We start from the raw sequence: 23,091 nt of genomic DNA, 5'->3' as shown, positions 1-23,091 counted from the left end.
CCCCTGAATATCCAGCGCGTGTACAATGCGCACCCTTCCACCTGCCCGGCAAGCCGCCGACGGTTTTGTGTTCCGGCAACGGCGGGCGTCCATCACACCCGTGCCGCAGGACCGATCCGGCCAAGGTGGGTATATCCAAATCCCCTGCCGTATTTGAGCCCATAGCCAAGCATGCGGTCAAATCCCACATGCGCGGTCCAGATCACCGCGAAAGGCATCAGTTCGTGATTCCCTGTCCATTGCGACAGCACTGCAAGCGACACCGGCCCTACCAGGCTGTGAGCGCAATTGTAGGCAAGCGCACCGATCCTTGCATTGGCGAGATAGCCCAGAAACGACAGGTCAGGCACCAGGAACAATAACGCGAACAGCCACCAGCTTGCCTGAAGCTGATGATACAAGAGGAGCGACAATACCATGATGGCGGCTCCTTCCAGACGAAGCACCACCTGCAACGGCGTTTGAACAGCCCCATCCCCCGAAGCCTCCTGCAATTCGGCCTGTTCCATCATGCTATGCTTACTCTGCCTCCGGCGTGGCGGACCAGCCGACCCGCGATTTCCAGCTCCAGCAGTGCCAGTTGTACCGCTGCTGCACTTGTTCCCGACTGCCGGATCAGTTCATCGACTCCGACCGGCGCAGCGGTAAGAAGACCGGCAATTTCAGCGGGCTCGTCAGCTACCGGATCAGGCGCCGCCCATGCCGGCGCCGCATCGCGAAACATCGAACGCGGTGCGCCGTCAAAGCCGGTCAGCAGTTCGATCACATCCTCTACCGATTGCACCAGCACCGCGCCGTCGCGGATGAGCTGGTTGCAGCCGTGCGAGCGGGCATCGAGCGGCGAGCCGGGAATGGCCATGACCTCGCGCCCCATCTCGCCTGCCAGCCGTGCGGTTATGAGCGAGCCGGATTTCGGCGCCGCCTCCACCACCAGCGTTCCCGCTGCCAGCCCTGCGATGATGCGGTTGCGTGTGGGGAAATGGCGCGCCAGCGGCTCGGTGCCGGGCGGCTGCTCGGCGATCAGCAAGCCTTCCTGCGCGATGCGTTCCTGCAAAGCTGCATGCTGCGGCGGGTAGGCGATGCCGATCCCGCTGGCGATCACGCCGATGGTCGAACCGCCCTCTCCCGCTGCCAGCGCGCCCTCATGCCCGGCGCCGTCGATCCCGCGCGCCAGCCCGGAGACGATCGTGAAACCGGCTTCGGCCAGGCCATGGGCAAAATCGCGCGCCAGCTTGACGGCCCCGGCAGAGGCATTGCGCGCCCCCACCACCGCCACGCAAGGCCGGAAGGAGAGCCCTGCGTCCCCCCGCACTGTCAAGACCGGCGGCGCCCCCTCGATCGCGGCGAGCAAAGGCGGATATCCCGCAGAATCGTGAAAGAGATAGCGCGCCCCGGCCTTACGCACGGCAGCGATCTCTTCATGGATACGCTCCGGCGGGGCGGCGGAGTAGGGCTTGCCCGCCCGGCCCGCCAGATCCGGCAGCGCCTCTATTGCGGCCTGCGCTTGGCCGAAACGGGCCAGAAGCTGCGCATATGTCACCGGCCCGATGTTGGGCGAACGCAGCAAGCGGATACGGGCGAAAGCTTCGTCCTGAGACAGTGCCGCCCCCATGCTCATATTTTCTTGCTCATGCCTTCTTGCCGCCGCCGACTTTCGGCTCGGTGCCAGCCCGCAGGCGCGCGATGTTCTCGCGGTGCTGGAACAGGACAACGGCCGCGATCACCGCCAGCACCAGCGCGGCCTCCTGCCGGCCCAGCGCCAGTGCCACGAGCGGCGCCACCACGGCCGCGCTCATCCCGGCGACCGAGGAAATGCGCACAGTGGCGAGCAAGCCAATCCACGTCACGGCATAAGCAAGCCCCACCGGCCAGGCGAGACCGAAGGCGACCCCGGCCGTCGTGGCGACGCCCTTGCCGCCCCGGAACTTCAGCCAGACCGGGAAACAGTGCCCGATGAACGCGCCCAGCGCGCCAAGCCCGGCTGCAACGGGCCAGAAATGCGCGGCGATCAGCACCGCGGCGAGACCCTTGAGCAAATCGAGCAGCAGCGTAGTGGCCGCCAGCCCCTTGCGCCCGGTGCGCAGCACATTGGTCGCGCCGATATTGCCCGATCCGATGCTGCGCAAGTCCCCCGCGCCCGCAAGCCGGGTAATGAGGAGCCCGAACGGCACCGATCCAAGCGCATAGCCCAGCGCCAAAGGGAGAATCCAGTTCATGGCCGCTGCCTTAGCCGCTTGTCGCGCCAAGCAGAACCCGGCTTGCAGTATTGTCCGTTGCTCTTTCCCCATCCTCGCGGTTAACAGACGGCAAGATTCAGGGAATGACAATGACATCCGAAACGCTCAGCGCACCGCCTCCGGCACCGGCGCCCCACGCCGGTCCGGCCGCGCCGGTTCTCCTGTTCGATTCCGGTGTAGGCGGGCTGACGGTGCTGGAGGAAGTGCGCAAGCTGCTGCCCGGCGCCCCGGTGATCTATGCCGCCGATACCGCCGGACTGCCCTATGGCTCGAAAACCGAAGCCCAGATCGCGGCGCGCGTTGCCGGATTGCTTGGCCGCATGACCGAGCGATTCCACCCGCGACTTGTCTGCATCGCCTGCAACACCGCCTCCACCATCGCGCTCGGCATGGTGCGGGACGTGCTGGAAGTGCCGATCGTCGGCACGGTTCCGGCGATCAAGCCCGCTGCGGCGATGACGCAAACCGGCGTCATCGGCCTGCTGGGCACCGAAGCGACCATCCGCCAGGCCTATGTCGACCGGCTCGAACATGAATTCGCGGCGGACAAGCTGCTGCTGCGCCACGCCGCCCCTGCCCTCGTCGATGCCGCCGAGGCCAAGCTGCGCGGCGAACCCGTGGATTGCGCAGCAATCACCGGCGCCGCCGAGGCGTTGCGGGCCATGCCGGGGGGAGAAAGGATCGACACGGTCGTCCTCGCCTGCACGCACTTTCCGCTGCTGGAGGCCGAACTTTCGCGGGCTTTCGGACCGGGCGTGCGCTTCGTCCATGGCGCGCAAGGGATCGCCCGGCAGATCGCCCGTCTCACGGAGGGGCAGGAATGGGCTCGCCAAGCCCCTGATAGAGCGCTAGTGACTGGCCGCACAGCCGTGCCGGACGGCTATGGCGCCATGCTAAAGCGTTACGGGCTGGAGAGGGTCGAAGGGTTTTGACACGCCGTTTGAACTACTGGCTGCTTGCCTTCCTCCTGATCGCGAGCGTCCCTTATTACTGGTACATGATCGATGATCCGGCCGCCGCAGACGTGCAGGCCAAACCGATATCGATCACCGGCCTGCGCAAACTGGCGGACAGTCTGCCTGGCCCCCGCCCTGTGCGGGTGCGGAGCGAATTTCTGGGCCAATGCCGGATCATGCGCAACAGACTGGTCGCCGGCTGGGGCCTGCGGCCCATTCCCGTTACCATACAGGCCTACGAACTGACCGTTCGCGGGGCCAAGCCCATCGTCATCAACGCGGGCGTCAGCGCCGCAACCGTGCACGAATACGGCATTAGCCTCTTCGACCCGGCCGCGCAGAACCGCGTAAACAAAGCGCGGGCCCATGCCGCCCACACGGTGATCCTGAGCAGCGATCCGCTGCAGTCCGGCAACCTGCATACCGCCATCCCAATGCCGCGCGGAAGCGAACCTTATGCCCTCGCCCCCGGCGTCGTGGTCATTCCCGCTCCCGGCATCTCCCCGGACGCCAAGCTGCTTTACGCCCGCCTGCGCAATGGGCGCGAATTCCTCTTCGCTGGAGCCGCCGCCGCCGCTCCCGAAAGCCTGAATACGCTTCATCCGCCTGCCAGGGTGGCCGAAGCCGGCGGCGATTCCGGCACTGAAACGAAAGCGTGGTTGATGACGATCAATGCCTTGCGCCGGGCGGCACCCGATATGACCGTCGTCACTGCCCACGATCCGGTTGATATACCCCATGTCTGGAAAAGGTTTTCCGATCACTCTTAACGGGACTAGCCGCTGGCCATGGGCAGGACGATCATGTAATGGCCGCCTTAAGCATATACCGGCAAACCAGGACGGGTCAGCCGGACAAGGCAATGCAGGACGAGACTTCGTGAACTACGATCACATCTTCGACCAGGCGATCGACCGCCTTCATTCCGAAGGGCGTTACCGCGTCTTCATCGATATCCTGCGCAACAAGGGCGCCTATCCCAACGCGCGCTGCTTTGCCGGCCACAACGGCCCCAAGCCGATCACCGTGTGGTGCTCGAACGACTATCTCGCCATGGGCCAGCATCCCAAAGTGATCGAGGCCATGGAAGAGGCGCTGCACGATGTCGGCGCCGGTTCGGGCGGCACCCGCAACATCGGCGGCAACACCCATTACCATATCGAGCTGGAAAGCGAGCTGGCGGACCTGCACGGCAAGGAAGGCGCGCTGATCTTCACTTCGGGCTATGTCTCGAACGATGCCACGCTCTCCACCCTCGCCAAGCTGCTGCCGGGCTGCGTGATCTTTTCAGACGAGCTGAACCACGCCAGCATGATCGCGGGCATCCGCAATTCGGGCTGCGAAAAGAAGGTGTTCCGCCACAACGATCTGGAACACCTCGAACAGCTCCTCGCCGAAACCGATCCGGCGCTGCCCAAGCTGATCGCCTTCGAATCCGTCTATTCGATGGACGGCGATATCGCCCCGGTCCATGCGATCTGCGATCTGGCGGACAAGTACAACGCCCTCACCTATATCGACGAAGTCCATGCCGTGGGCATGTACGGCCCGCGCGGCGGCGGCATTACCGACCGTGACGAGGCGGCGCACCGGATCGACATCATCGAAGGCACTCTAGGCAAGGCTTTCGGCGTGATGGGCGGCTATATCGCGGCGGACCAGAAAATCATCGACTGCATCCGCTCCTATGCGCCGGGCTTCATCTTCACCACTTCGCTCTCGCCGGTGCTGGTGGCGGGCGTGCTCGCCTCGGTAAAGCACCTCAAGAGCTCCAGCGAGGAGCGCGACGGCCAGCAGCGCGCCGCCGCCATGCTCAAGCAGATGTTCCGCGATTCCGGGCTGCCGGTGATGAATTCCACCACGCACATCGTGCCGCTGATGGTGGGCGATCCGGTCAAGGCCAAGAAGATCAGCGACATTCTGCTCGCCGAATACGGCGTCTATGTGCAGCCGATCAATTTCCCGACCGTGCCGCGCGGCACCGAGCGCCTGCGTTTCACCCCGGGCCCGGCCCACACCGAAGAGATGATGCGCGAACTGACCGACGCTCTGGTCGAGATCTGGGAACGCATGGAGATGAAGCTGGCGGCCTGAACCGGCCGCGCCTCACCCACGGCTCGAAGCCGCTCTCGCCGATAGCCGCGCATCGATGCTGCGTTTCCAGCGGGCCCGCAGTACGCCCAGGCGCACGCCGTGCCTGTCTTCCAGAAATTCGGCGCTCGTCACGCGATCGGTGCGGAAATGGCGGAAATCCTGCCGTAGTTCACACCACGCGGCCAGCATGCGGGCCTCGTCGAAATAGCCGATGATGACCGGCCAGATCACCCGCACGCTCGTATCGCCGCGCTCGTCGCGATAGCCGATGCGGATCTTGCGGCCTTCGCGGATCCAGGTGCGCGTGCGCGCCACATCGATGCCGTCCGGCGCCTGACGAAACAGAAAGGGCGCGCCGATCGAGGGATCGGCAATGAACGGCCGCAAGTGTTCGGGCACCACGCTGGTGATCTTGGCGATCAGATCGCGCGCTGCCTTCGCCAGCACCGGATCGCCGCGCCCGGCCACCCATTGCGCGCCCAACACCGCCGCCTCGATCTCGTCCGGCGTCAGCATCAGCGCGGGCATGTCGAAAGCATCGTCGAGGATATAGCCGAAGCCCGGCTCGCCGCTGACCGGCACGCGCTGGCCGATCAGATCGGCCACGTCGCGGTAGATCGTGCGGACCGAGACTTCCAGTTCACCCGCCATGTCTCCCGCCGTCACCGGACGCGGCGAGCGGCGCAGGATCTGGATGATCTGAAAGAGTCGGTCGGCGCGTCTCATGCTGACAGAATGCTGTCAGCAGCCCTTTCCTACAAGCCCTTTCGCCGCCGGGCACGCCGCCCGGCCCGATATGCCACGCGAAAGGACATTCCCCGTGATCACGCTCTACCACGCCCCGCACAGCCGCTCGACGCGCATGATCTGGCTGCTGGAGGAACTGGCCGTGCCTTATGAAATCCGCCCGGTCTCGATCTTCCGCCCGATGACTGGCGAAGGCGCGCCTGATCCCGCCAACCCGCATCCGGACAAGCGCGTGCCCGCGATCGTCCACGGCGAAACGCTGGTGGCGGAATCGGTCGCCATCGTGCTCTACCTTGCCGATACGTTCCCCAAAGCCGGTCTGGCCCCTATCCCCGGCGATGCGCGGCGCGGCGACTACCTGACCTGGCTCGCCTGGTACGCCACCGAGCTGGAACCCGCGATGTTCGCTGGGCTGGCGGGGGAACTGGCCGCCTCGCCCCAGAAGCAACGCAGCCACGACATCGTCATGCAACGGCTGGAGAGCGCGCTGTCCCGGTCGCCCTGTCTGATGGGCGATGTGTTCACCGCTGCCGATTTCCTTGTCAGCAGTGCGCTTGTCTTCGGACGGGCGGCTTTTCCCGAAAGCGCAGCGATCGACGCCTATATCGAGCGCTGCCACGCCCGCCCTGCCGCGCAGCGCACACAGGCGCTGGACAACGCCTCCGGGCCACAGGAGCTCGCACTCGCCTCAATCTGATCTGTATCCTCTGCATTGGCTTTGAACAAACCTTCGTCATTGCGAGCGAAGCGAAGCAATCCAGGGCAGCACCACGACGCCCTGGATTGCCGCGGCCCTGCGGGCCTCGCAATGACGAAGCTAGGTAGGGGCCATCACATCCGGGGAACAGCGCCCGGCCTCCCTTTTTTCCCGGCAAGATATTCTTTCCCGTGGGCCTCCCGTCTCCGGCCGGAGGCCCTTTTCTTTTTCCGGTCCGGACACCACGTGTCGCAGGCCGGCGTGGCCCCTCCCCCTGACCTCGCCCGATCAAGCATAAGGACCGATTCATGGCCAAGCTGTTCGAACCGATCACCATTGGTAACCTCACTCTGCCCAACCGCATCGTCATTGCTCCCATGTGCCAGTATTCGGCCGAAGACGGCCGGATGACGGACTGGCACGCGATCCATCTGGGCAACCTCGCGCTGTCCGGCGCGGGCATCCTCACGATCGAGGCGACGGCCGTGACGCCCGAGGGCCGGATCAGCTACGGCGACGTCGGCCTGTGGGACGACGAGACCGAGCAGGCCATGGACAAGGTGCTCAAGACCGTGCGCCGCTGGTCGGACATGCCCGTCGCCATTCAGCTTGGCCACGCCGGGCGCAAGGGCAGCACTGCGAAGCCCTGGGACGGCGGCGCCCAGATCGCGCCCGAGGCGTCGAACGGTTGGCAGACGGTCTCAGCCTCCACCGTTCCCTTCCAGCCGCACGAAAACGCCCCCGAGGCGCTGGACGCCGTTGGTCTCACCCGCATCCGTGATGCCTTTGCCGAGGCCGCCTGCCGCGCGGCGCGGCTGGGGATCGATGCCATCCAGATCCACGGCGCGCATGGCTATCTGCTGCACCAGTTCCTGTCTCCGCTCTCCAACCAGCGCACGGACGACTATGGCGGCAGTCTGGAAAACCGCATGCGCTTCCCGCTGGAAGTGTTCGACGCCGTGCGCGCGGCCTTCCCGGCGGACAAGCCGGTAACGGTGCGCGTCTCAGGCACCGACTGGGTCGAAGGCGGCTGGGACATCGAACAGACCATCGCCCTGTCCCGCGCACTGCAACAGCGCGGGGTTTCCGCCATGCACATTTCCAGCGGCGGCCTGCATCCGCAGCAGGCCATCCCTGTCGGCCCGAACTATCAGGTTCCCCTCGCCCGCCGTGTGAAAGAGGCCGTTTCCGTGCCGGTCATCGCCGTGGGCCTGATCACCGAGCCCGAACAAGCCGAAGCCATCGTCGCCACCGGCGATGCGGACATGATCGCGATTGCCCGCACCGTGCTCTACGATCCGCGCTGGCCCTGGCACGCAGCCGCGGCACTGGGCGCGCAGATCAAGGTGGCCCCGCAATTCCTGCGCTGCCAGCCGCACCGCTACAAGGATCTGTTCATCGCGCCCTGATACGCAAAACCCGCCGGAAACGATCCCGGCGGGGTTTCACTCGTGGCGTAGTGCAGTGGAACAAAGTCTATTCTTCATTCGTCGCCCCCGCGCAGGCGGGGGCCCCGCTGCCTTTCCCAACACTGCTCTGTGAAGAAGCGGGATCCCCGCCTGCGCGGGGATGACGGGATTGGAATACGAATTTCAGGCTTATCCGCCCCCGCGGCTCAGCGCAGCGAGACGACGTTGTCCGAAACGCGCGGGTCCGCACGGCCGGTGTAGAGGCTGGCCATCGGCTCGTCGGTCACAATGACGACTTCGGCCCCGCCGAAACCGTTAAACGCCGTCTTCATCGCCGCGCCGTAAGCGCCGAGCATGCCGACTTCAATCCAGTCGCCCGCCTTGATTTCCGCCGGCAGCATGAAGGGCCCCTCCATGAAGTCGGCATCGTCGCAGGTCGGCCCGTAGAACGAGAACGGCTGCATCTCGGCCACGTCGATTGCGGCGTTGTCGTTCATTTCGTCGCGGGCGATGTGCCGCACCGGGAAACGCCAGGCCACGTGCGCCGCATCGTAGAGCGCGCCATAGGCGCCGTCGTTGATGTAGAGCTCGTCGCCGCGGCGCTTCTCGACCTTGACGATCAGCGAGTTGTACTCGGCCGACAGCGCGCGGCCGGGTTCGCACCACAGCTCGGCGTTGTAGGCGATCGGCAGCGCTTCGAAGTGGCGGTGGATGATCGCGAAGTAATCTTCCAGCGGCGGCGGCTCCATACCCGGATAGCAGGAGGGAAAGCCCCCGCCGACGTCGATCATGTCGATAACCACGCCCGCATCGGCAATCGCCGCACGCGCACGCTCCAGCGCCTGTACATAGGCAAACGGCGTCATCGCCTGCGAACCGACGTGGAAGCATACGCCCAGCCAGTCCGCCACCTGACGGGTGGACTGCAGCAGCGCGCCTGCATCGGCCAGATCGATGCCGAACTTGGAAGCAAGGCTCAGTTCCGAATATTCGGACGAGACGCGCAGGCGCACGCAGAGGCGCAGGTCCTTGGCCGGGTTGCCCTCGGCATCGGTGGTGGCCGCGACGATCTTGTCCGCCTCTTCCTGGGTATCCAGGCTGAAAGTGCGCACGCCGTGCTGGAAATAGGCCTCACGGATCGCGCTGGCCGTCTTGACCGGGTGCATGAAGCACAAGGTAGCCTCGGGCAGAACGCCGCGCACCATGCGCACCTCGTTGATCGAGGCGACATCATAGTGGGTGATGCCGTTGTCCCACAGGATCTGCACGAGATCGGGCGAGGGATTCGCCTTCACCGCATAGAGCGCCTTGCCCGGAAACTTCGTGGCGAAGAACTGAGCAGCGCGCGCAGCAGCATGCGGGCGGTTGAGGATAACAGGTTCGTCAGGCGCGAGGAAGCGCGCTACAGCCGGTGCATCAGGATGATTGTGCAACTCAAGGGACCCCCAGTGGAATTGTTAGCGACAAGAGCTGCCTTGCGGTTTGGAAGTCCCCATGGGGCAGCGAGGGGGCGGATATAGGATAGCGTTCGTGAATCGCAAGTGAAAATCTGAACGTTTCACAAAAATGTCACATCCGTGACAACACGCTTCCAACCCGCCCCTCTCTGTGTGGCTTTACCTTTTGTTTACAAGGCTTTGCCGTCGCGACACCGATGAGCTCCCGCTTGTGTGGGGCACGGTGAAATTCATCGGCGAAACGCAGCCCCTAACAAATAGTTGCGCATGATTCGCTTCAGGACAGACTGACCGGGCCTCATCTGCGATGGGCCGTGCGCGCGGTGTCAGCTCAGGCGGTCGCGAAAATCCTCGTAGGAGAACCGGCGGATGCATTCGAGCGAGTCGGTTTCCGAATCCCACAGCCAGATCGAAGGCAGCGGCACGCCGTTGAAGGTGGTGGTCTTCACCATCGAATAGTGCGCCTGATCGAGCAACGCGAAGCGCGTGCCGGGCTGGACGGGTTCGGGAAAGCGGTAATCGCCGATGACATCGCCCGCGAGGCACGAAGGGCCGCCAAGGCGCACCGCCCCGCCCTGCCCTTCGTCGATCGCGCCTGCGTCTTCGATAGGCAATTCGCCCAGCATCGCCGGACGGTAGGGCGCCTCGATCACATCGGGCATGTGGCAAGTGGCGGACACGTCCACCACCGCCACCGGCATCCCGTTCCAGCCCACATCGAGCACGGTGCCGGTCAGGATACCCGCATCGAGCGCCACGGCCTCGCCCGGCTCGATGTAGATTTCCGCACCCGTATCCTCGGCCATGTCGGAGAGGAATTCGATCAAGTCCTCGCGCTGGTAATCGGCACGGGTAATGTGGTGCCCGCCGCCGATATTCAGCCACTTGAACTGGCCGAAATAGGGTTCGAGATAGTCGAACACTTTATCCCACGTGCGCTGGAGCGGTTCGAAGTCCTGCTCGCACAAGTTGTGGAAGTGGATGCCGTCGATCATTTCGACATGTTCGTCGGCAAGCTGGTCGATCGGGAAGCCGAGGCGCGAATGGGGGGCGCTGGGATCGTATTTGGGGACTTCGCCTTCGGGCTTCATCGGATTGATGCGAAGGCCGATGTCAAAATCCTCGCCGCGCGCGCGCGCGGCCTCGATGATCGCCCAGCAGCGCTCGATCTGCTGCGGCGAATTGAAGATCACATGGTCCGAGAGGCGCAGGATTTCGTCCAGCTCATCGGGTTTGTAGGCCGCGCAATAGGTCGCGATCTCGCCGTCGTAGAACTCGCTCGCCAGCCGCGCTTCCCACAAGCCGGAGGTGCACACGCCATCGAGGTATTCGCCCACGATCGGCGCGGTGGACCACATCGAGAACGCCTTGAGCGCGGCCAGCACTTTGGCGCCCGAGCGCTCGCCCACGTCCTGCAGGATCTGCAGGTTGCTGCGCAGCTTCGCGGCATCGACCACGAATGCGGGGCTGTCGACGCGCGACAGGTCGAAGTGGGCAAAGGCGCCCGGACCGCCGGCTTTGGTTTCCATCTCTCAAACCCCAACAACACCGTCGCCCCCGCGAAGGCGGGGGCCCCGCTACCTTGCGCGGGACGAGAACAAGCGGGATCCCCGCCTCCGCGGGGATGACGAAAAGAGGAAGGATTCCCCCTCCCCTCTCCGCAAAATCAAAACGGCAGCGGTTCGCTCAGTTCCTCGACCGTCCACGGCAGACCTTGTGTGTTCAGCATGTCCATGAACGGATCGGGGTCCATCTGCTCCATGTTGAACACGCCCTCGCCGCTCCACGTACCGGTGAGCACCATGGCCGCGCCGATCATCGCCGGAACGCCGGTGGTATAGCTCACCGCCTGGTTGCCGGTTTCCTCATAGCAGGCCTCGTGATCGCAGATGTTCTTGATGTAGAACGTCTTCTCGCCGCTGCCGTCGAGCGCTTCGCCAGTGGCGATATCGCCGATGTTGGTCTTGCCCTTGGTCGTCGCGCCGAGCGAGCTGGGCTCGGGCAGCACGGCTTTGAGGAACTGCAGCGGGATGATCTCCACGCCGTTGTACGTGACCGGATCGATACGGGTCATGCCCACGTTCTGCAGCACGGTGAGGTGCTGGATATAGGCATCGCCGAAAGTCATCCAGAACCGGCCGCGCTCCAGCTCGGGCAGGAACTTCGCGAGGCTTTCCAGCTCCTCGTGGTACATCATGTACATGTTCTTGGGGCCGACGCCCTCGAAATCGAACGAGACCTTCTTGCTCATCGCCGGAGTCTCGACGAACTGGCCGTTCTCCCAATGCCGGGCAGGCGCGGTCACTTCGCGGATGTTGATTTCCGGGTTGAAGTTGGTGGCGAAGTGCTGGCCGTGATCGCCGCCGTTGCAATCGAGAATGTCGAGCTTGCGGATGGTCTTGAGCTTGTGCTTCTTCAGCCACATCGCGAACACGCTGGTCACGCCCGGATCGAAGCCGGAGCCCAGCAGTGCCATCAGGCCCGCCTGCTTGAAGCGCTCCTGATAGGCCCACTGCCAGTGGTACTCAAACTTGGCCACGTCCTTGGGCTCGTAGTTCGCGGTATCCATGTAGTGGGTGCCGGTGGCGAGGCACGCATCCATGATCGCCAGATCCTGATAGGGCAGCGCCAGATTGACCACCAGTTTCGGGGCGATCTTGCGGATGAGGTCCGAGGTCGCGGCCACATCGTCGGCATCGATGGCATACGTGCTGATCGAAACGCCGGTGCGCTGCTTCACCGATTCGGCAATCGCCTCGCACTTGGAAACCGTGCGGCTGGCCAGATGGATATCCGTGAAGATCTCGGGATTCATGGCCATCTTGTGGACCGCGACCGAGCCGACGCCGCCCGCGCCGATCACCAGAACCTTGCTCACCTAACCATCTCCTTCAGGAGCCAAACATAAAGACGCGCATATAAACCGCCCGTGCGACAACTCAACCGGGCGCACTCTCATGGCGGCCGGGCAGTGGATTGTCACAATCTGCCATCGCGGCGTCATCACCCGGTCATGCTGCGCCAGCAAGGGCGGGAAACATTCCACGCTTTCGGGGGGCAACCCATGGCCAAGACTGCAAGCACGACCAACGGCGACACGACCCGCACCAAGCTCATCGAAGGCGCCGTCGTCCGCCACGAAAGCCCGCGCGCCGCGCGCCTGCTGGACAAGGCTTTCGCGCTCGCCTTCAAGGGCCTCGTCTATGCGCAGATCTGGGAAGACCCGGTGGCCGACATGGAAGCGCTGCAGATCGGGCCGGACAGCCGGATTATCACCATCGCCAGCGGCGGCTGCAATGCCCTGTCCTATCTCACCGCCGATCCCGCGGCGATCACGGTGGTCGATCTCAACACCGCGCATATCGCGCTCAACAACCTCAAGCACACCGCGATCCGACACCTGACCGACTATGCCGATCTGCGCCGCTTCATTGCCGAGGCCGATCATCCGGAAAACCTGGCGACCTACCGCGAGCGCCTTGCCCCCCATCTCGACGAGCAGACGCGCCGCTATTGGGAAGGCCGCGATCTCGTCGGCCGCCGCCGCATCAAGGCCTTTACCAAGGGGGTCTATCGCCACGGGCTGCTCGGCAATTTCATCGGTATCGCGCACAAGCTGGCCAAGCTCTACAAGATCGACCCGAGCGAGATCCTCGGCGCCGGCTCGCTGGAAGACCAGCGCCGCGTGTTCGACGAACGCTTCGCCCCGATCTTCGAGCGCAAGCTGGTGCGCTGGCTGACCAACCACCCCGCCTCGCTGTTCGGCCTCGGCATTCCGCCCGCGCAGTACGACGCGCTCGCGGGCGAACAGCGCATGGCAGACGTGCTGCGCGCGCGGCTGGAAAAGCTCGCCTGCCACTTTCCGGTCAACGACAACTACTTCGCCTGGCAGGCCTTCGGGCGCGGCTATGGCAAGAGCGAGGAAGCCCCGCTGCCGCCCTATCTGCAAGCCGCGAACCTCCCGCTGGTGCGCGCGCGGCTGGACCGGCTGGACTTGCGCCACGCCAATTTCACCCACGTCCTGGCGGAAAGCGCCGCAGGTTCGATGGACCGCTACATCCTGCTCGACGCGCAGGACTGGATGACCGACGAACAACTGACCGAGCTGTGGAGCCAGATCACCCGCACCGCCCGCCCCGGCGCGCGCGTGCTGTTCCGCACTGCCGCCGAGCCTTCGCTGCTGCCCGGCCGCGTGCCCGATGCGATCCTGGAGCGGTGGGATTACCGCGCGGCGGAATCGCAGGCGGCAACGCTGGCGGACCGCTCGTCGATCTACGGCGGCGTGCACCTCTACGTGCTGAAGGACTGAGGCCATGACGTTGAAGCTCTCACCGTTTCCTTACCGTCATCCTGAACTTGTTTCAGGATCCATTTTGCCGATCAGCCGTCCGGTCCGAACCGGAAAATGGACCCTGAAACAAGTTCAGGGTGACGGCCGGTTTGCGGAAATCTGGTGATCCCCATGGCAACCCGCCCCCATACGCCCGATCACGCCGCGCTGATGGACAAAGTCTATCGCGGCCAGCGCCATATCTATGACCTGACGCGCAAGTACTACCTGTTCGGCCGCGACCGGCTGATCCGCGAGCTGGATGCGCAGCCCGGCATGGCGGTGCTGGAACTGGGCTGCGGCACCGGGCGCAATCTGGAACTGATCCGCAAGGCCTGGCCCGGCGTGCAGTGCCACGGGCTCGATATCTCCTCCGAAATGCTCAAGAACGCGCGCAAGCGGCTGGGCGGCGAAGGACGGCTGGCGCTGGGCGATGCCACCGATTTCGATACCGCCGCCCTGTTCGGGCGCGAGGGGTTCGACCGGGTAGTGCTCTCCTATGCGCTCTCGATGATTCCCGACTGGCAGGCCGCGCTGAGCCACGCCGCCGCTGCGCTGGCCCCCGGCGGCTCGCTGCATGTCGTGGATTTCGGTGATTGCAAGGGTCTGCCCGGCTTCCTGCGCCGCCTGCTCTACGGCTGGCTTGCCCGCTTCCACGTGGCGCCCCGGCAGGACCTGCCCGAAGTGGCAGAACGGCTGGCCCATGCCCACGGGCTGCAACTGGAAGTGGTGCGCGGCCCCTTCGGCTATTATCAGATGGTGCGTCTGACGCGCTGAGTCTATGCCATGGGCTCATGACTAAGCCCCTGATTCGCAAACCGTCCGGCGAAGGCGTCGCCCTCGCCGCGCGCAAGATCGCCGATATCCTGCCGCCTACTCCCCTGCTTCCGCTGGAAGTCGAAGGGCAGACCGTCTGGTGCAAGGCCGAGTGCCTGCAACCCGTCGGCGCGTTCAAGATTCGCGGGGGATGGCACCGGCTGACCGAGCTTTCGGATGAGGAACGCCAGCGCGGCGTCGTCGGCGTGTCGAGCGGCAACCACGCGCAAGGCGTCGCCTGGGCGGCCCGGCGGCTGGGCATTACCGCGGCCATCGTCATGCCCAACGACGCCCCCGCGGTGAAGCTGGCCAACACCCGCGCGCTGGGCGCCGAAGTCGTGCTTTACGACCGGCCGGGCGGCGAGGATCGCGACGAAGTGGCCGAGCGTGTCTGCGCCGAACGCGGCGCCACGCTGGTCCATGCCTTCGCCGATCCCTGGGTAATCGAGGGGCAAGGCAGCGCCGGGATCGAAATCGCGCAGCAAATGGACGCCATGGGGCTGGGCGGCCCGGACCTTATCGTCACGCCCTGCGGCGGCGGCGGACTGACGGCGGGCCTTGCCCTCTCCTGCCCCGATGCCGCCATAGTGCCGGTGGAGCCCGAAGGCTGGGACGATATCCGCCGCAGCCTGGCCGACGGCGAAATCCGGCGCGTAGCCGCGGACGCCCCGGCCACGCCTTGCGATTCCCTGCAAACGCCGGGAACCCATCCGATAAATTTCGAAATTCTGCGCGAGCGCTGCCCCTTCGGGCTCTTCGTCACTCCGGCCGAAGTACATGCCGCGCAGCGCCTCGCTTTCGAGAAGCTGCGGCTGGTGCTCGAACCCGGCGGCGCGGCGGCGCTGGCGGCAGTGCTGGCGGGCAAGGTAGACCTCAAGCCGCGCACGGCGGTGATGCTGACCGGCGGAAATACCGATGCGGCGGCTTTCGCGAAGGTTTTGACCGGCACCGATTGACAAGGCCGCCCGCCGGGCCGACGCTCGGCGCCTGATCCGGAGGGGAATGACAATGGTTGGAATGGCAATCCTGCAACCCGTGGTGGCGCTGGCCGCCTGGACGATGGTCATGTGGTTCTGGCTCTACGGCACCCGTATCCCAGCCATGAACGCCGCCAAGATCGACCCTGAGGAACTCGCCGAAGACCCCAGCATCACGCTGGACAACCTTCTGCCGCCGCAGGTCCAATGGAAAGCGCATAATTACAACCATCTGCATGAAGCACCTACGGTGTTTTATGCAGTATCGATCGTGCTCGCCATCATCGGCCAGGGCGACGGGCTGAACGCGCAAGTGGGCTGGGCCTATGTGGGCTTTCGCGTGCTGCACTCGCTGGTGCAGGCCACTGTCAACAAGATGAACGTGCGCTTCGGCTTCTTCGCGCTCTCCACCTTCTGCCTGATGTTCCTCGTGGCCCGCGCGGCACTGGCACTGTTCTGAGCACCGTATGGATTTCGACGACCAGCTCCGCCGCTATTTCGGCACCGGCGACCCCACCGCCATCACCCCTGCGGCACTGGCAGCAGGGGTGGAAAAGATGCGCGTCGATTTCGGCATGGAAAAGGACAAGGGCCGCCGCTTCGCGCTGTGGACTCTGATGCACCTGTTCGGCGCCGCGCCCGATCTGGACGTGGCGTTCGACAACGAGGACGACCGCAACGCCGCGCGGGACTTCATGGACATGATGGACAAGGCGGGCGGAGAATAAGAAACGCCCCGCCCGCCAGATTCAGACAATCAGCGGATAAAATACCCGTCCACTTTCCAGTCGGAACCTTCCTTAAACAGGACAACGGTTTCGATCGCCCCGGTTTTTTTGGCGAAGTCCGTCTGGAACTTGATGATCTGGTATTCCCCTTTGGGCGCGTTCGGAAGAGCCTGGGTTTTCATGACGGACTGCACCGTCCGGCGGGACGTGGCACCAAGCGGGCCCCGTACCGTCTGAATGACCGTATCCCATTGTTTGGCGGCTATCTTCGACCGGAAAACCGTGCCCGCCTGCTGCCAGGCGTCATTCCAGTGCTGTTGGTCCAGCAGCCTGACCCAATCCCGGGCGGACTGCACAGCGGCGGCATCGGCGCTGTCGTCTAGAGAAACGGCGGCAGGCGTGGGCTGTGCCGCTGTCGGCGTGGCGGCGCTTCCCGCCAATGTCGACGAGAGCACAGCAGCAGCAATGATAAGAGACATGATGAGCATTCCTCCACCTAGCCAGACGAGGGGATAACCCACGCTCTGGCGCTTTTCGGACGGCCCATGTCTTTCCTCGCGGGGCGCTGCGTCCGCATCCCCTAAAACCTTGTCCGCCAGAAAATGGGGGGCAGATTGTTCGGCCTCCGCCAGCCGCCGCGCGGCTTCGCGGCTGCTGGAGACCCCTAATTTTTTGCGGGCCTCGCGCAGGCGTTCGTTGATGGTGTGGACGGACAGCCCCAGGTCGCTGGCCATCGATTTCGAATCATGACCGCCAAGAAGAAGCCGCAGCGTCTCCTTTTCCCGCTCGCTCAGTGCTTCAATGCCCTCTGTCATCTTCCACCATCTCGATTGCTGTGCGGACAAGACGCAGACTTATTCTGGGAAAGTCTGCTGAATAACCTAAAAGCTCGCCAAAAACAGGCCGACGCTCACGGCCAGAACACACTGTTCGCGTTTGCTCAGTTTGGGCTTGAGCCCTTTGATCCCCCCAAACCACCACGGGAAATAGATAGTGCTCGCCATAATCAGGCTTGCGAATGCGACTACGAAAGCCAGCGTTGCCAGGAGCGCCATCCCTAAAGCGCCTCCACCGCCACAACCTCGATAGCATCCTCGCGCCCATTGAACGCCAGCAATTCGCCCTCTTCCGCGCCCATCAGGGCACGGGCAAGCGGCGCGGAGAACGCAACCAGCCCTGCCGCCGGATCGGCCTCGTCATCGCCGACCAGCCCCAGCACGCGTTCCTTGCCGTTGAGCAGGAACGTGACGCGGGTTCCGAAGGCGACCACGCTGCCGTCCGGCTCGGGCTGGACTTCGGCAGTGACTTGCCGGGTCTGCCAGTAACGCAAGTCGCGCTTGGCCGCCGTCAGCGCACCTTCGTCCAGCGGTTCGGCCACCCGCGCTGTCAGTTCGGCGACTTTCGCATCGATCAGCGCCTTGCCGCGCGCGGTCACGAGGTTCGGGCCGGGCGGGATCGGCAATTCGAACTTGGGCTCCAGATGCTCGTCGTCGCCCTCGCGGCGGAAGGCGACGCTCATTGGTCCCTCACGAACAGGCTGGCGAGTTCGACATGGGTGGACCAGCGGAACTGGCCCACCGGGCGCAGCTCCACCAGCCGGAAGCCCTCCTCCACCAGCCGCGCCGCATCGCGCGACCAGCTTGAGGGGTTGCACGAGATATAGACCACGCACGCCACGTCAGACTGCGCGATGCATTCCACCTGCTCGCGCGCACCGGCGCGGGGCGGATCGAGCACGACGGCGGCGAACTTGCTCAGTTCATCGGGCTGGAGCGGATTGCGGAACAAGTCGCGGTGCTGGGCGAAGACCGGCAATTGCGCCCGGTCCGCCGCGGCCTTGCAGGCCAGATGCGTATCGCGCGCGGCCTCGGCAGCGAGGACTTTGGTCTCCGGCCCGGCCAGGGCGAAGGCAAACGTGCCCAGCCCGGAAAACAGGTCCGCCACGGTGGGCACGCCTTCCAGCCATTCGCGCGCGGCGCCCGCCAGCGCCTGCTCGCCGTCCAGCGTCGCCTGCAGGAACGATCCGGGCGGGAACGGCACCGAGACCGCGCCCAGCTTTACCGTGACCGGCACCGGCTCCCACACCGTCTCGAAGCCGTAGCCGCCATCCATGGTGAGCCGCGCGAGCCCGTGTTCCTGCGCGAAGGCCAGCATCGCCTCGGTGGCGGAGAGGCCTTCGGCGGTGAGGCCCTTGACGCCGAGATCGACGCCCTGCTCCACCAGCGTCATTTCGATATCGGCGGCCATGCGCGGCTGCTGGTGCTTGCCGGGCTTGCCCTTTCCCTTCTTTGCAGGCGCCGCCTTGCCCATGGTGATCAGCAGCTTGCGCAGCGGGCCCAGCAGCGCCACCAGTTCGGACGCGAGGACGGGGCATTCCTCCAGTTCCACCAGCCGGTGCGACTTCGCCTCGCGAAAGCCGATCACCACGCGCCCGCCAGAGCTTTCCGCCCGCAGACTGGCCCGACGCCGCGCGCCCGGCGGCGAGAGATGCGGCGGCGCGATCTGTTCGGCGCCCAGCTCCTGCGAGGCCGAGGCATTGCTCACCCGCGCTTCGACGAAAGCAGCCAGGCTCTCCTCGTCAAGCTGCTGCAACTGGCATCCGCCGCAGCGCCCGAAATGGCGGCAGGCCGGTTCGACATGGTGCGGCCCCCATTCCAGGGTGCCATCGCCGTGCAACAGGTCGCCCGGCGCCGCGCCCCAGGCAAAGCGGCCCGATGCGGTCACGCCGTCGCCCTTGGAAGCGATGCGCAGGATTTCTTCGGATTCGTCGGTCATGGTCCCTCAGCGCCTAGCAGGACGCAGCGGGCCTGCAAGCTTTCCCGCTCAGAGGCAGACCGCCAGAGCCTCGGGCACTTTCGCCGCGAGTTCCCTTGCCGTGAAAGCCGCACCGCACAGCCGTGCGGCTTCGCCATGAAGCCATACGCCCTCGCCAGCCGCCTCGAACGCGGGCACGCCCGCTGCGGCACGGCTGGCGATCACGCCCGCCAGCACATCGCCCGTCCCGGCAGTGGATAGCCACGAGGAGGCACGCGGGGCGCAGACGATCCGGCCATCGGGCGCCGCGATCACCGTGTCCGGTCCCTTGGCCACGATCACCATGCCGCTCGCCTTGGCCAGAGCCAGCGCCCGTTCGGGCCGCGTCCCGGTACCGTCGAGTTCGAAGCTGCGCTCCAGCGCGATCAGTTCGCCTTCATGCGGGGTGGCGATCGTGGGCGCTGTACGGCCTGCCAGTGCGCGGGGCGACAGCAGCACCAGCGCATCGGCATCAGCCACCACCGCCACCGGATCGGCCAGCGCCACGGCCAGCCGTTCACGCGCCTCGCCATCGCGGCCAAGGCCGGGACCGGCCAGAACTGCGCTGTTGCGGTCATCGGTCAGCACGGCGGAAAGCTCACCGGTCTCGACGACGATATCGGTGGGCACGCCCGTAGGACTCTCGGTGAAGAGCTTCACATAGCCTGCCCCCGCCCCTTGCGCGGCGACCGAAGCCAGCAGCGCCGCACCGGGCATCCGCCCGCCGACAACGGCCAGAAGCCCGCGCCGGTACTTGTGGGCATCGGCGGCAGGCGCGGCGATATGCGGCGCGTCCAGAACCTGCGCGGCGCCCTCCAGTGGCGTCACGCCAATCGGCACCAGCCGCAATGTGCCCATCAGGGCTGTGGCCGGCATCAGGAAATGGGCGAATTTCCATGCGCCCAATGCAACGGTCAGATCGTATTGCGGCAGCCCCCGGTTAAGCAGCATGCCGCTGTCAGACTGGACGCCGCTGGGCAAGTCCACGGCTATGCGGTGGCGGTGATGCGCGGCCAGCCGGGTGAGCAGCGCCAGATGCTCGTCCGAAAGCGGCCGGGTAAGCCCGCTGCCGAACAGGCAATCGACCAGCACGTCGCCATGGGCCTCCGCTTCGGGGCCGAGCACCTCTCCGCCAAACAGCGCGCGCGCATTCTTCGCCGCGCCGGTTTTCGGTTCGGTGGCGGCAACCACTTCGACATGCCCGCCTCGCTCACGGATCGCCTCGGCAATGACGTAGCCATCCCCGCCGTTGTTGCCGGGGCCGCAGAGCACCGTCACCTTGCGGTGCGCGGACATGCGCCAGACCCAGTCCGCCGCGCCGTGCCCGGCGATCTGCATCAGCGCATCGACGCTCGACCCCGCATCGATCAGCGCCTGTTCGGCCTCGCGCATCTGCGCGACAGTGAGGATCTGGCTGAGACGGGGAAATTCACTATCCGGCATTTCCATGGACGGCAGGCGCTTTCGTCGTGACGGGGAACACGTAACGATCCGGTCCTACCGTAACGTCCAGCTTGCCGTCCACCAGCTTTGTCTGCGCCGGCTCGGCACCATCGGCCACGGTAAGGCCGCTGCCATCGGTCATGACATCGAAACGGCGAAAGGCGCCGTCCGGATGGTGAACGATCAGCGTGAGCTTGCCATTCTTTTCCGAGCGTTCGACCGCGCAGACATCGGCCAGCTTGGCTGAACCGCCCACCGCGCAGGCAATGTGCTCGTCTCCTGCGGCGACCGGCGGCGGCTCGCTGCTGGAGGAGCAAGCGGCAAGGAGGAGCGGCAGCGCTGCGCCAGCATGCTTCGACAAGCTCAGCATGAGCGGACGGGGGTTCGACACCCCAGCCCTTCCCAATCCCGCTCGTCCTGAGCCTGTCGAAGGGCGGAAGCCAGGCACCGCCCTCACCCGCGCTTGAGCTGGGTGACGTCGCGCACCGCGCCCTTGGCGGCACTGGTGGTCATCGCTGCATAGGCCTGCAGCGCGGCGGACACCTTGCGCTTGCGCGGGTGCACCGGAGACCAGGCCTCCGGCCCGCGCGATTCCTGTGTGGCCCGGCGTCCGGCCAGTTCCTCGTCGGAAACCATCAAGTTGATAGTGCGGTTGGGGATGTCGATCGCGATCGTATCGCCGTTCTCAACCAGACCGATCTCGCCGCCTTCGGCCGCCTCGGGCGAAACGTGGCCGATCGAGAGGCCCGACGTGCCGCCCGAAAAGCGCCCGTCGGTCAGCAGCGCGCAGGCTTTGCCCAGCCCTTTCGATTTCAGGTAGCTGGTGGGATAGAGCATTTCCTGCATCCCCGGCCCGCCGCGCGGCCCTTCGTAGCGGATCACGACGACATCATTGGCCTGGACCTGCCCGCCCAGAATACCCGCGACCGCCGCGTCCTGGCTTTCATAGACCCGCGCAGTGCCGGTGAATTTCAGGATGGAATCGTCGACGCCCGCCGTCTTCACGATACAGCCATCGCGTGCGATGTTGCCGAAGAGCACGGCAAGACCGCCATCCTGACTGAAAGCGTGTTCCTTGTTACGGATCACGCCGTTCTCGCGGTCGAGATCGAGATCGTCCCAGCGGCGCGACTGGCTGAAGGCAGTCTGCGTCGGCACGCCGCCCGGCGCGGCCTTGAAGAATTCCTGTACCGAGGCGTCATTGGTGCGGGTGATATCCCAGCGGTTGAGCGCATCGGCCATGGTCTTGCTGTGGACGGTCGGCAAGCCGGTGTGGAGCAGACCCGCACGGTCCAGTTCGCCCAGGATCGCCATGATGCCGCCTGCGCGGTGGACGTCTTCCATGTGCACGTCCGCCTTGGCCGGCGCGACCTTGGAAAGGCACGGGACATGGCGGCTGAGCCGGTCGATATCGGTCATGGTGAAGTCCACGCCCGCCTCGTTGGCGGCGGCGAGCAGGTGCAGCACGGTGTTGGTGGAGCCGCCCATGGCGATATCGAGGCTCATCGCATTCTCGAACGCCGCCTTGCCCGCGATGGCGCGCGGCAGCACGCTGTTATCGTCCTGCTCGTAATAGCGCTGGCACAGATCAACGGCGAGACGACCCGCCTCGCGGAACAGCCGCTCGCGGTCGGCGTGCGTCGCCAGCATCGAGCCGTTGCCCGGCAGCGAGAGGCCCAGTGCCTCGGTCAAGCAGTTCATCGAGTTGGCGGTGAACATGCCCGAGCACGAACCGCAGGTCGGGCAGGCGGAGCGTTCGATGCTCTTCACTTCCTCGTCGGTATAGCTCTCGTCGGCGGCGGCGACCATGGCATCGACCAGATCGAGCGCGTGCTCCTTGCCCTTGAGCACGACCTTGCCCGCTTCCATCGGCCCGCCCGAGACGAAAACCACCGGAATATTGATGCGCAGCGCCGCCATCAGCATGCCGGGCGTGATCTTGTCGCAGTTGGAGATGCAGACCATGGCATCGGCGCAGTGCGCGTTGACCATGTATTCCACGCTATCGGCGATCAGATCGCGGCTGGGCAGCGAATAGAGCATGCCATCGTGGCCCATGGCGATGCCGTCATCGACCGCGATGGTGTTGAATTCCTTGGCCACGCCGCCCGCCGCCGCGATCTCTTCGGCGACAAGCTGGCCAAGATCCTTGAGGTGGACGTGGCCCGGCACGAACTGGGTGAAGGAGTTTACCACGGCAATGATCGGCTTGCCGAAGTCGCTGTCCTTCATGCCCGTCGCGCGCCACAGGCCACGGGCACCGGCCATGTTGCGGCCGTGAGTGGAAGTGCGGGAACGGTAGGCGGGCATCTGCGGAACTCCGATCATCTTGCGCGCGGGAATACAAGGCGCTTGCACGCGCCCCTACGCCAAACAGGCGTTTATCCGAAGCACAAAATGTCCCGGA

Annotated in this window: 25 protein-coding genes; 11 read left to right on the top strand and 14 right to left on the bottom strand. The window is 65.3% G+C overall.

Features of this window, described 5'->3' with window-relative positions:
- Positions 1-92: 92 nt before the first annotated feature.
- The 3 genes from MTR66_RS04455 to plsY are packed head-to-tail and all read right to left on the bottom strand — an operon-like array spanning position 93 to position 2,216.
- Positions 93-509, bottom strand: coding sequence for a DUF4260 domain-containing protein (locus MTR66_RS04455; protein WP_243918272.1), 417 nt, complete (start codon positions 507-509; stop codon positions 93-95).
- A complete protein-coding gene (gene dprA / locus MTR66_RS04450) occupies positions 509-1,618 on the bottom strand; it encodes a DNA-processing protein DprA (protein WP_243918271.1) in 1,110 nt (369 codons plus the stop codon). Before dprA ends, MTR66_RS04455 begins: the two co-directional genes overlap by 1 nt.
- A gap of 10 nt (positions 1,619-1,628) precedes the next feature.
- Positions 1,629-2,216 carry a glycerol-3-phosphate 1-O-acyltransferase PlsY gene (gene plsY / locus MTR66_RS04445; protein ID WP_243918270.1) on the bottom strand — a complete coding sequence of 196 codons (588 nt, stop codon included), beginning with the start codon at positions 2,214-2,216 and terminating at the stop codon, positions 1,629-1,631.
- A gap of 110 nt (positions 2,217-2,326) precedes the next feature.
- Between plsY and murI the strand changes: the two genes are divergently transcribed.
- The 3 genes from murI to hemA all read left to right on the top strand — a co-directional run bounded on the left by murI (position 2,327) and on the right by hemA (position 5,287).
- Positions 2,327-3,169 carry a glutamate racemase gene (gene murI / locus MTR66_RS04440; RefSeq protein WP_243918269.1) on the top strand — a complete coding sequence of 281 codons (843 nt, stop codon included), beginning with the start codon at positions 2,327-2,329 and terminating at the stop codon, positions 3,167-3,169.
- Entirely contained in the window at positions 3,166-3,963 is a 798-nt protein-coding gene (locus tag MTR66_RS04435) for a hypothetical protein (RefSeq protein ID WP_243918268.1), read from the top strand. Before murI ends, MTR66_RS04435 begins: the two co-directional genes overlap by 4 nt.
- 109 nt (positions 3,964-4,072) lie before the next feature.
- Entirely contained in the window at positions 4,073-5,287 is a 1,215-nt protein-coding gene (gene hemA / locus MTR66_RS04430) for a 5-aminolevulinate synthase (protein ID WP_243918267.1), read from the top strand.
- Positions 5,288-5,299: 12 nt separating this feature from the next.
- Here hemA and MTR66_RS04425 read toward each other — a convergent pair whose 3' ends face one another.
- Positions 5,300-6,013 (bottom strand): helix-turn-helix transcriptional regulator, encoded by a 714-nt coding sequence (locus MTR66_RS04425; RefSeq protein WP_243918265.1) that lies wholly within the window; start codon positions 6,011-6,013, stop codon positions 5,300-5,302.
- A gap of 94 nt (positions 6,014-6,107) precedes the next feature.
- Here MTR66_RS04425 and MTR66_RS04420 point away from each other — a divergent pair, with 94 nt between their 5' ends.
- Together MTR66_RS04420 and MTR66_RS04415 are read left to right on the top strand one after the other, a co-directional pair.
- On the top strand, positions 6,108-6,731 hold the full coding sequence (locus tag MTR66_RS04420; protein WP_243918263.1) for a glutathione S-transferase family protein: 624 nt from the start codon (positions 6,108-6,110) through the stop codon (positions 6,729-6,731).
- Positions 6,732-7,039: 308 nt separating this feature from the next.
- Positions 7,040-8,140, top strand: a complete 1,101-nt coding sequence (locus MTR66_RS04415; protein WP_243918261.1) for an NADH:flavin oxidoreductase/NADH oxidase — start codon at positions 7,040-7,042, stop codon at positions 8,138-8,140.
- A gap of 206 nt (positions 8,141-8,346) precedes the next feature.
- On the opposite strand, the gene MTR66_RS04410 is transcribed toward MTR66_RS04415, so the two are convergent.
- The 3 genes from MTR66_RS04410 to MTR66_RS04400 all read right to left on the bottom strand — a co-directional run bounded on the left by MTR66_RS04410 (position 8,347) and on the right by MTR66_RS04400 (position 12,475).
- The gene (locus tag MTR66_RS04410; protein WP_243918259.1) at positions 8,347-9,573 is read right to left on the bottom strand and encodes a type III PLP-dependent enzyme; all 1,227 of its coding nucleotides are present in this window, start codon (positions 9,571-9,573) and stop codon (positions 8,347-8,349) included.
- Between the two features lie 350 nt (positions 9,574-9,923).
- Positions 9,924-11,126 (bottom strand): carboxynorspermidine decarboxylase, encoded by a 1,203-nt coding sequence (locus MTR66_RS04405; protein ID WP_243918257.1) that lies wholly within the window; start codon positions 11,124-11,126, stop codon positions 9,924-9,926.
- Between the two features lie 137 nt (positions 11,127-11,263).
- On the bottom strand, positions 11,264-12,475 hold the full coding sequence (locus MTR66_RS04400; RefSeq protein ID WP_243918254.1) for a saccharopine dehydrogenase family protein: 1,212 nt from the start codon (positions 12,473-12,475) through the stop codon (positions 11,264-11,266).
- A 186-nt stretch (positions 12,476-12,661) separates the two neighbouring features.
- Here MTR66_RS04400 and MTR66_RS04395 point away from each other — a divergent pair, with 186 nt between their 5' ends.
- Genes MTR66_RS04395 through MTR66_RS04370 form a run of 6 tightly spaced genes read left to right on the top strand, consistent with a single transcriptional unit; the run spans position 12,662 to position 16,448 of the window.
- The gene (locus MTR66_RS04395) at positions 12,662-13,906 is read left to right on the top strand and encodes a BtaA family protein (RefSeq protein ID WP_243918252.1); all 1,245 of its coding nucleotides are present in this window, start codon (positions 12,662-12,664) and stop codon (positions 13,904-13,906) included.
- A gap of 4 nt (positions 13,907-13,910) precedes the next feature.
- The gene (locus MTR66_RS04390) at positions 13,911-14,054 is read left to right on the top strand and encodes a hypothetical protein (RefSeq protein WP_243918251.1); all 144 of its coding nucleotides are present in this window, start codon (positions 13,911-13,913) and stop codon (positions 14,052-14,054) included.
- Between the two features lie 5 nt (positions 14,055-14,059).
- Positions 14,060-14,704 (top strand): class I SAM-dependent methyltransferase, encoded by a 645-nt coding sequence (locus tag MTR66_RS04385; RefSeq protein ID WP_243918249.1) that lies wholly within the window; start codon positions 14,060-14,062, stop codon positions 14,702-14,704.
- Positions 14,705-14,721: 17 nt separating this feature from the next.
- Positions 14,722-15,699: a threonine ammonia-lyase gene (locus tag MTR66_RS04380; RefSeq protein ID WP_243918247.1), complete on the top strand. Its 978-nt coding sequence runs from the start codon at positions 14,722-14,724 to the stop codon at positions 15,697-15,699.
- 52 nt (positions 15,700-15,751) lie between these two features.
- Complete coding sequence (locus tag MTR66_RS04375) at positions 15,752-16,180, top strand: MAPEG family protein (protein WP_243918245.1); 429 nt, start codon at positions 15,752-15,754, stop codon at positions 16,178-16,180.
- A gap of 7 nt (positions 16,181-16,187) precedes the next feature.
- Positions 16,188-16,448, top strand: a complete 261-nt coding sequence (locus MTR66_RS04370; protein ID WP_243918243.1) for a hypothetical protein — start codon at positions 16,188-16,190, stop codon at positions 16,446-16,448.
- Positions 16,449-16,477: 29 nt separating this feature from the next.
- On the opposite strand, the gene MTR66_RS04365 is transcribed toward MTR66_RS04370, so the two are convergent.
- The 7 genes from MTR66_RS04365 to ilvD all read right to left on the bottom strand — a co-directional run bounded on the left by MTR66_RS04365 (position 16,478) and on the right by ilvD (position 22,994).
- Positions 16,478-17,263, bottom strand: a complete 786-nt coding sequence (locus tag MTR66_RS04365; RefSeq protein ID WP_243918241.1) for a helix-turn-helix domain-containing protein — start codon at positions 17,261-17,263, stop codon at positions 16,478-16,480.
- Between the two features lie 66 nt (positions 17,264-17,329).
- Entirely contained in the window at positions 17,330-17,503 is a 174-nt protein-coding gene (locus MTR66_RS04360; RefSeq protein ID WP_243918239.1) for a hypothetical protein, read from the bottom strand.
- 2 nt (positions 17,504-17,505) lie between these two features.
- Complete coding sequence (locus MTR66_RS04355) at positions 17,506-17,967, bottom strand: GreA/GreB family elongation factor (RefSeq protein ID WP_243918237.1); 462 nt, start codon at positions 17,965-17,967, stop codon at positions 17,506-17,508.
- Positions 17,964-19,223, bottom strand: a complete 1,260-nt coding sequence (locus tag MTR66_RS04350; RefSeq protein WP_243918235.1) for a class I SAM-dependent RNA methyltransferase — start codon at positions 19,221-19,223, stop codon at positions 17,964-17,966. The genes MTR66_RS04355 and MTR66_RS04350 overlap by 4 nt, the downstream gene beginning before the upstream one ends.
- A gap of 48 nt (positions 19,224-19,271) precedes the next feature.
- Positions 19,272-20,684 (bottom strand): NAD(P)H-hydrate epimerase, encoded by a 1,413-nt coding sequence (locus MTR66_RS04345; RefSeq protein ID WP_243918233.1) that lies wholly within the window; start codon positions 20,682-20,684, stop codon positions 19,272-19,274.
- Complete coding sequence (locus MTR66_RS04340) at positions 20,674-21,054, bottom strand: hypothetical protein (RefSeq protein WP_243918231.1); 381 nt, start codon at positions 21,052-21,054, stop codon at positions 20,674-20,676. The genes MTR66_RS04345 and MTR66_RS04340 overlap by 11 nt, the downstream gene beginning before the upstream one ends.
- Before the next feature lie 83 nt (positions 21,055-21,137).
- Positions 21,138-22,994, bottom strand: coding sequence for a dihydroxy-acid dehydratase (gene ilvD / locus MTR66_RS04335; protein WP_243918958.1), 1,857 nt, complete (start codon positions 22,992-22,994; stop codon positions 21,138-21,140).
- Positions 22,995-23,091 lie beyond the last annotated feature (97 nt).

It is taken from the genome of Novosphingobium beihaiense (genome assembly GCF_022832375.1).
Classification (GTDB): domain Bacteria; phylum Pseudomonadota; class Alphaproteobacteria; order Sphingomonadales; family Sphingomonadaceae; genus Novosphingobium; species Novosphingobium beihaiensis.
This window is presented reverse-complemented; position numbering and strand designations above follow the sequence as displayed.

What these genes read in the sequence shown, in the direction of transcription:
- MTR66_RS04455 (WP_243918272.1), bottom strand. Translation starts at nt 509, where the DNA reads ATGGAACAGGCCGAATTGCAGGAGGCTTCGGGGGATGGGGCTGTTCAA.
- dprA (WP_243918271.1), bottom strand. Translation starts at nt 1,618, where the DNA reads ATGAGCATGGGGGCGGCACTGTCTCAGGACGAAGCTTTCGCCCGTATC.
- plsY (WP_243918270.1), bottom strand. Translation starts at nt 2,216, where the DNA reads ATGAACTGGATTCTCCCTTTGGCGCTGGGCTATGCGCTTGGATCGGTG.
- murI (WP_243918269.1), top strand. Translation starts at nt 2,327, where the DNA reads ATGACATCCGAAACGCTCAGCGCACCGCCTCCGGCACCGGCGCCCCAC.
- MTR66_RS04425 (WP_243918265.1), bottom strand. Translation starts at nt 6,013, where the DNA reads ATGAGACGCGCCGACCGACTCTTTCAGATCATCCAGATCCTGCGCCGC.
- MTR66_RS04415 (WP_243918261.1), top strand. Translation starts at nt 7,040, where the DNA reads ATGGCCAAGCTGTTCGAACCGATCACCATTGGTAACCTCACTCTGCCC.
- MTR66_RS04405 (WP_243918257.1), bottom strand. Translation starts at nt 11,126, where the DNA reads ATGGAAACCAAAGCCGGCGGTCCGGGCGCCTTTGCCCACTTCGACCTG.
- MTR66_RS04395 (WP_243918252.1), top strand. Translation starts at nt 12,662, where the DNA reads ATGGCCAAGACTGCAAGCACGACCAACGGCGACACGACCCGCACCAAG.
- MTR66_RS04390 (WP_243918251.1), top strand. Translation starts at nt 13,911, where the DNA reads ATGACGTTGAAGCTCTCACCGTTTCCTTACCGTCATCCTGAACTTGTT.
- MTR66_RS04385 (WP_243918249.1), top strand. Translation starts at nt 14,060, where the DNA reads ATGGCAACCCGCCCCCATACGCCCGATCACGCCGCGCTGATGGACAAA.
- MTR66_RS04380 (WP_243918247.1), top strand. Translation starts at nt 14,722, where the DNA reads ATGACTAAGCCCCTGATTCGCAAACCGTCCGGCGAAGGCGTCGCCCTC.
- MTR66_RS04375 (WP_243918245.1), top strand. Translation starts at nt 15,752, where the DNA reads ATGGTTGGAATGGCAATCCTGCAACCCGTGGTGGCGCTGGCCGCCTGG.
- MTR66_RS04370 (WP_243918243.1), top strand. Translation starts at nt 16,188, where the DNA reads ATGGATTTCGACGACCAGCTCCGCCGCTATTTCGGCACCGGCGACCCC.
- MTR66_RS04365 (WP_243918241.1), bottom strand. Translation starts at nt 17,263, where the DNA reads ATGACAGAGGGCATTGAAGCACTGAGCGAGCGGGAAAAGGAGACGCTG.
- MTR66_RS04360 (WP_243918239.1), bottom strand. Translation starts at nt 17,503, where the DNA reads ATGGCGCTCCTGGCAACGCTGGCTTTCGTAGTCGCATTCGCAAGCCTG.
- MTR66_RS04355 (WP_243918237.1), bottom strand. Translation starts at nt 17,967, where the DNA reads ATGAGCGTCGCCTTCCGCCGCGAGGGCGACGACGAGCATCTGGAGCCC.
- MTR66_RS04350 (WP_243918235.1), bottom strand. Translation starts at nt 19,223, where the DNA reads ATGACCGACGAATCCGAAGAAATCCTGCGCATCGCTTCCAAGGGCGAC.
- MTR66_RS04345 (WP_243918233.1), bottom strand. Translation starts at nt 20,684, where the DNA reads ATGCCGGATAGTGAATTTCCCCGTCTCAGCCAGATCCTCACTGTCGCG.
- MTR66_RS04340 (WP_243918231.1), bottom strand. Translation starts at nt 21,054, where the DNA reads ATGCTGAGCTTGTCGAAGCATGCTGGCGCAGCGCTGCCGCTCCTCCTT.
- ilvD (WP_243918958.1), bottom strand. Translation starts at nt 22,994, where the DNA reads ATGCCCGCCTACCGTTCCCGCACTTCCACTCACGGCCGCAACATGGCC.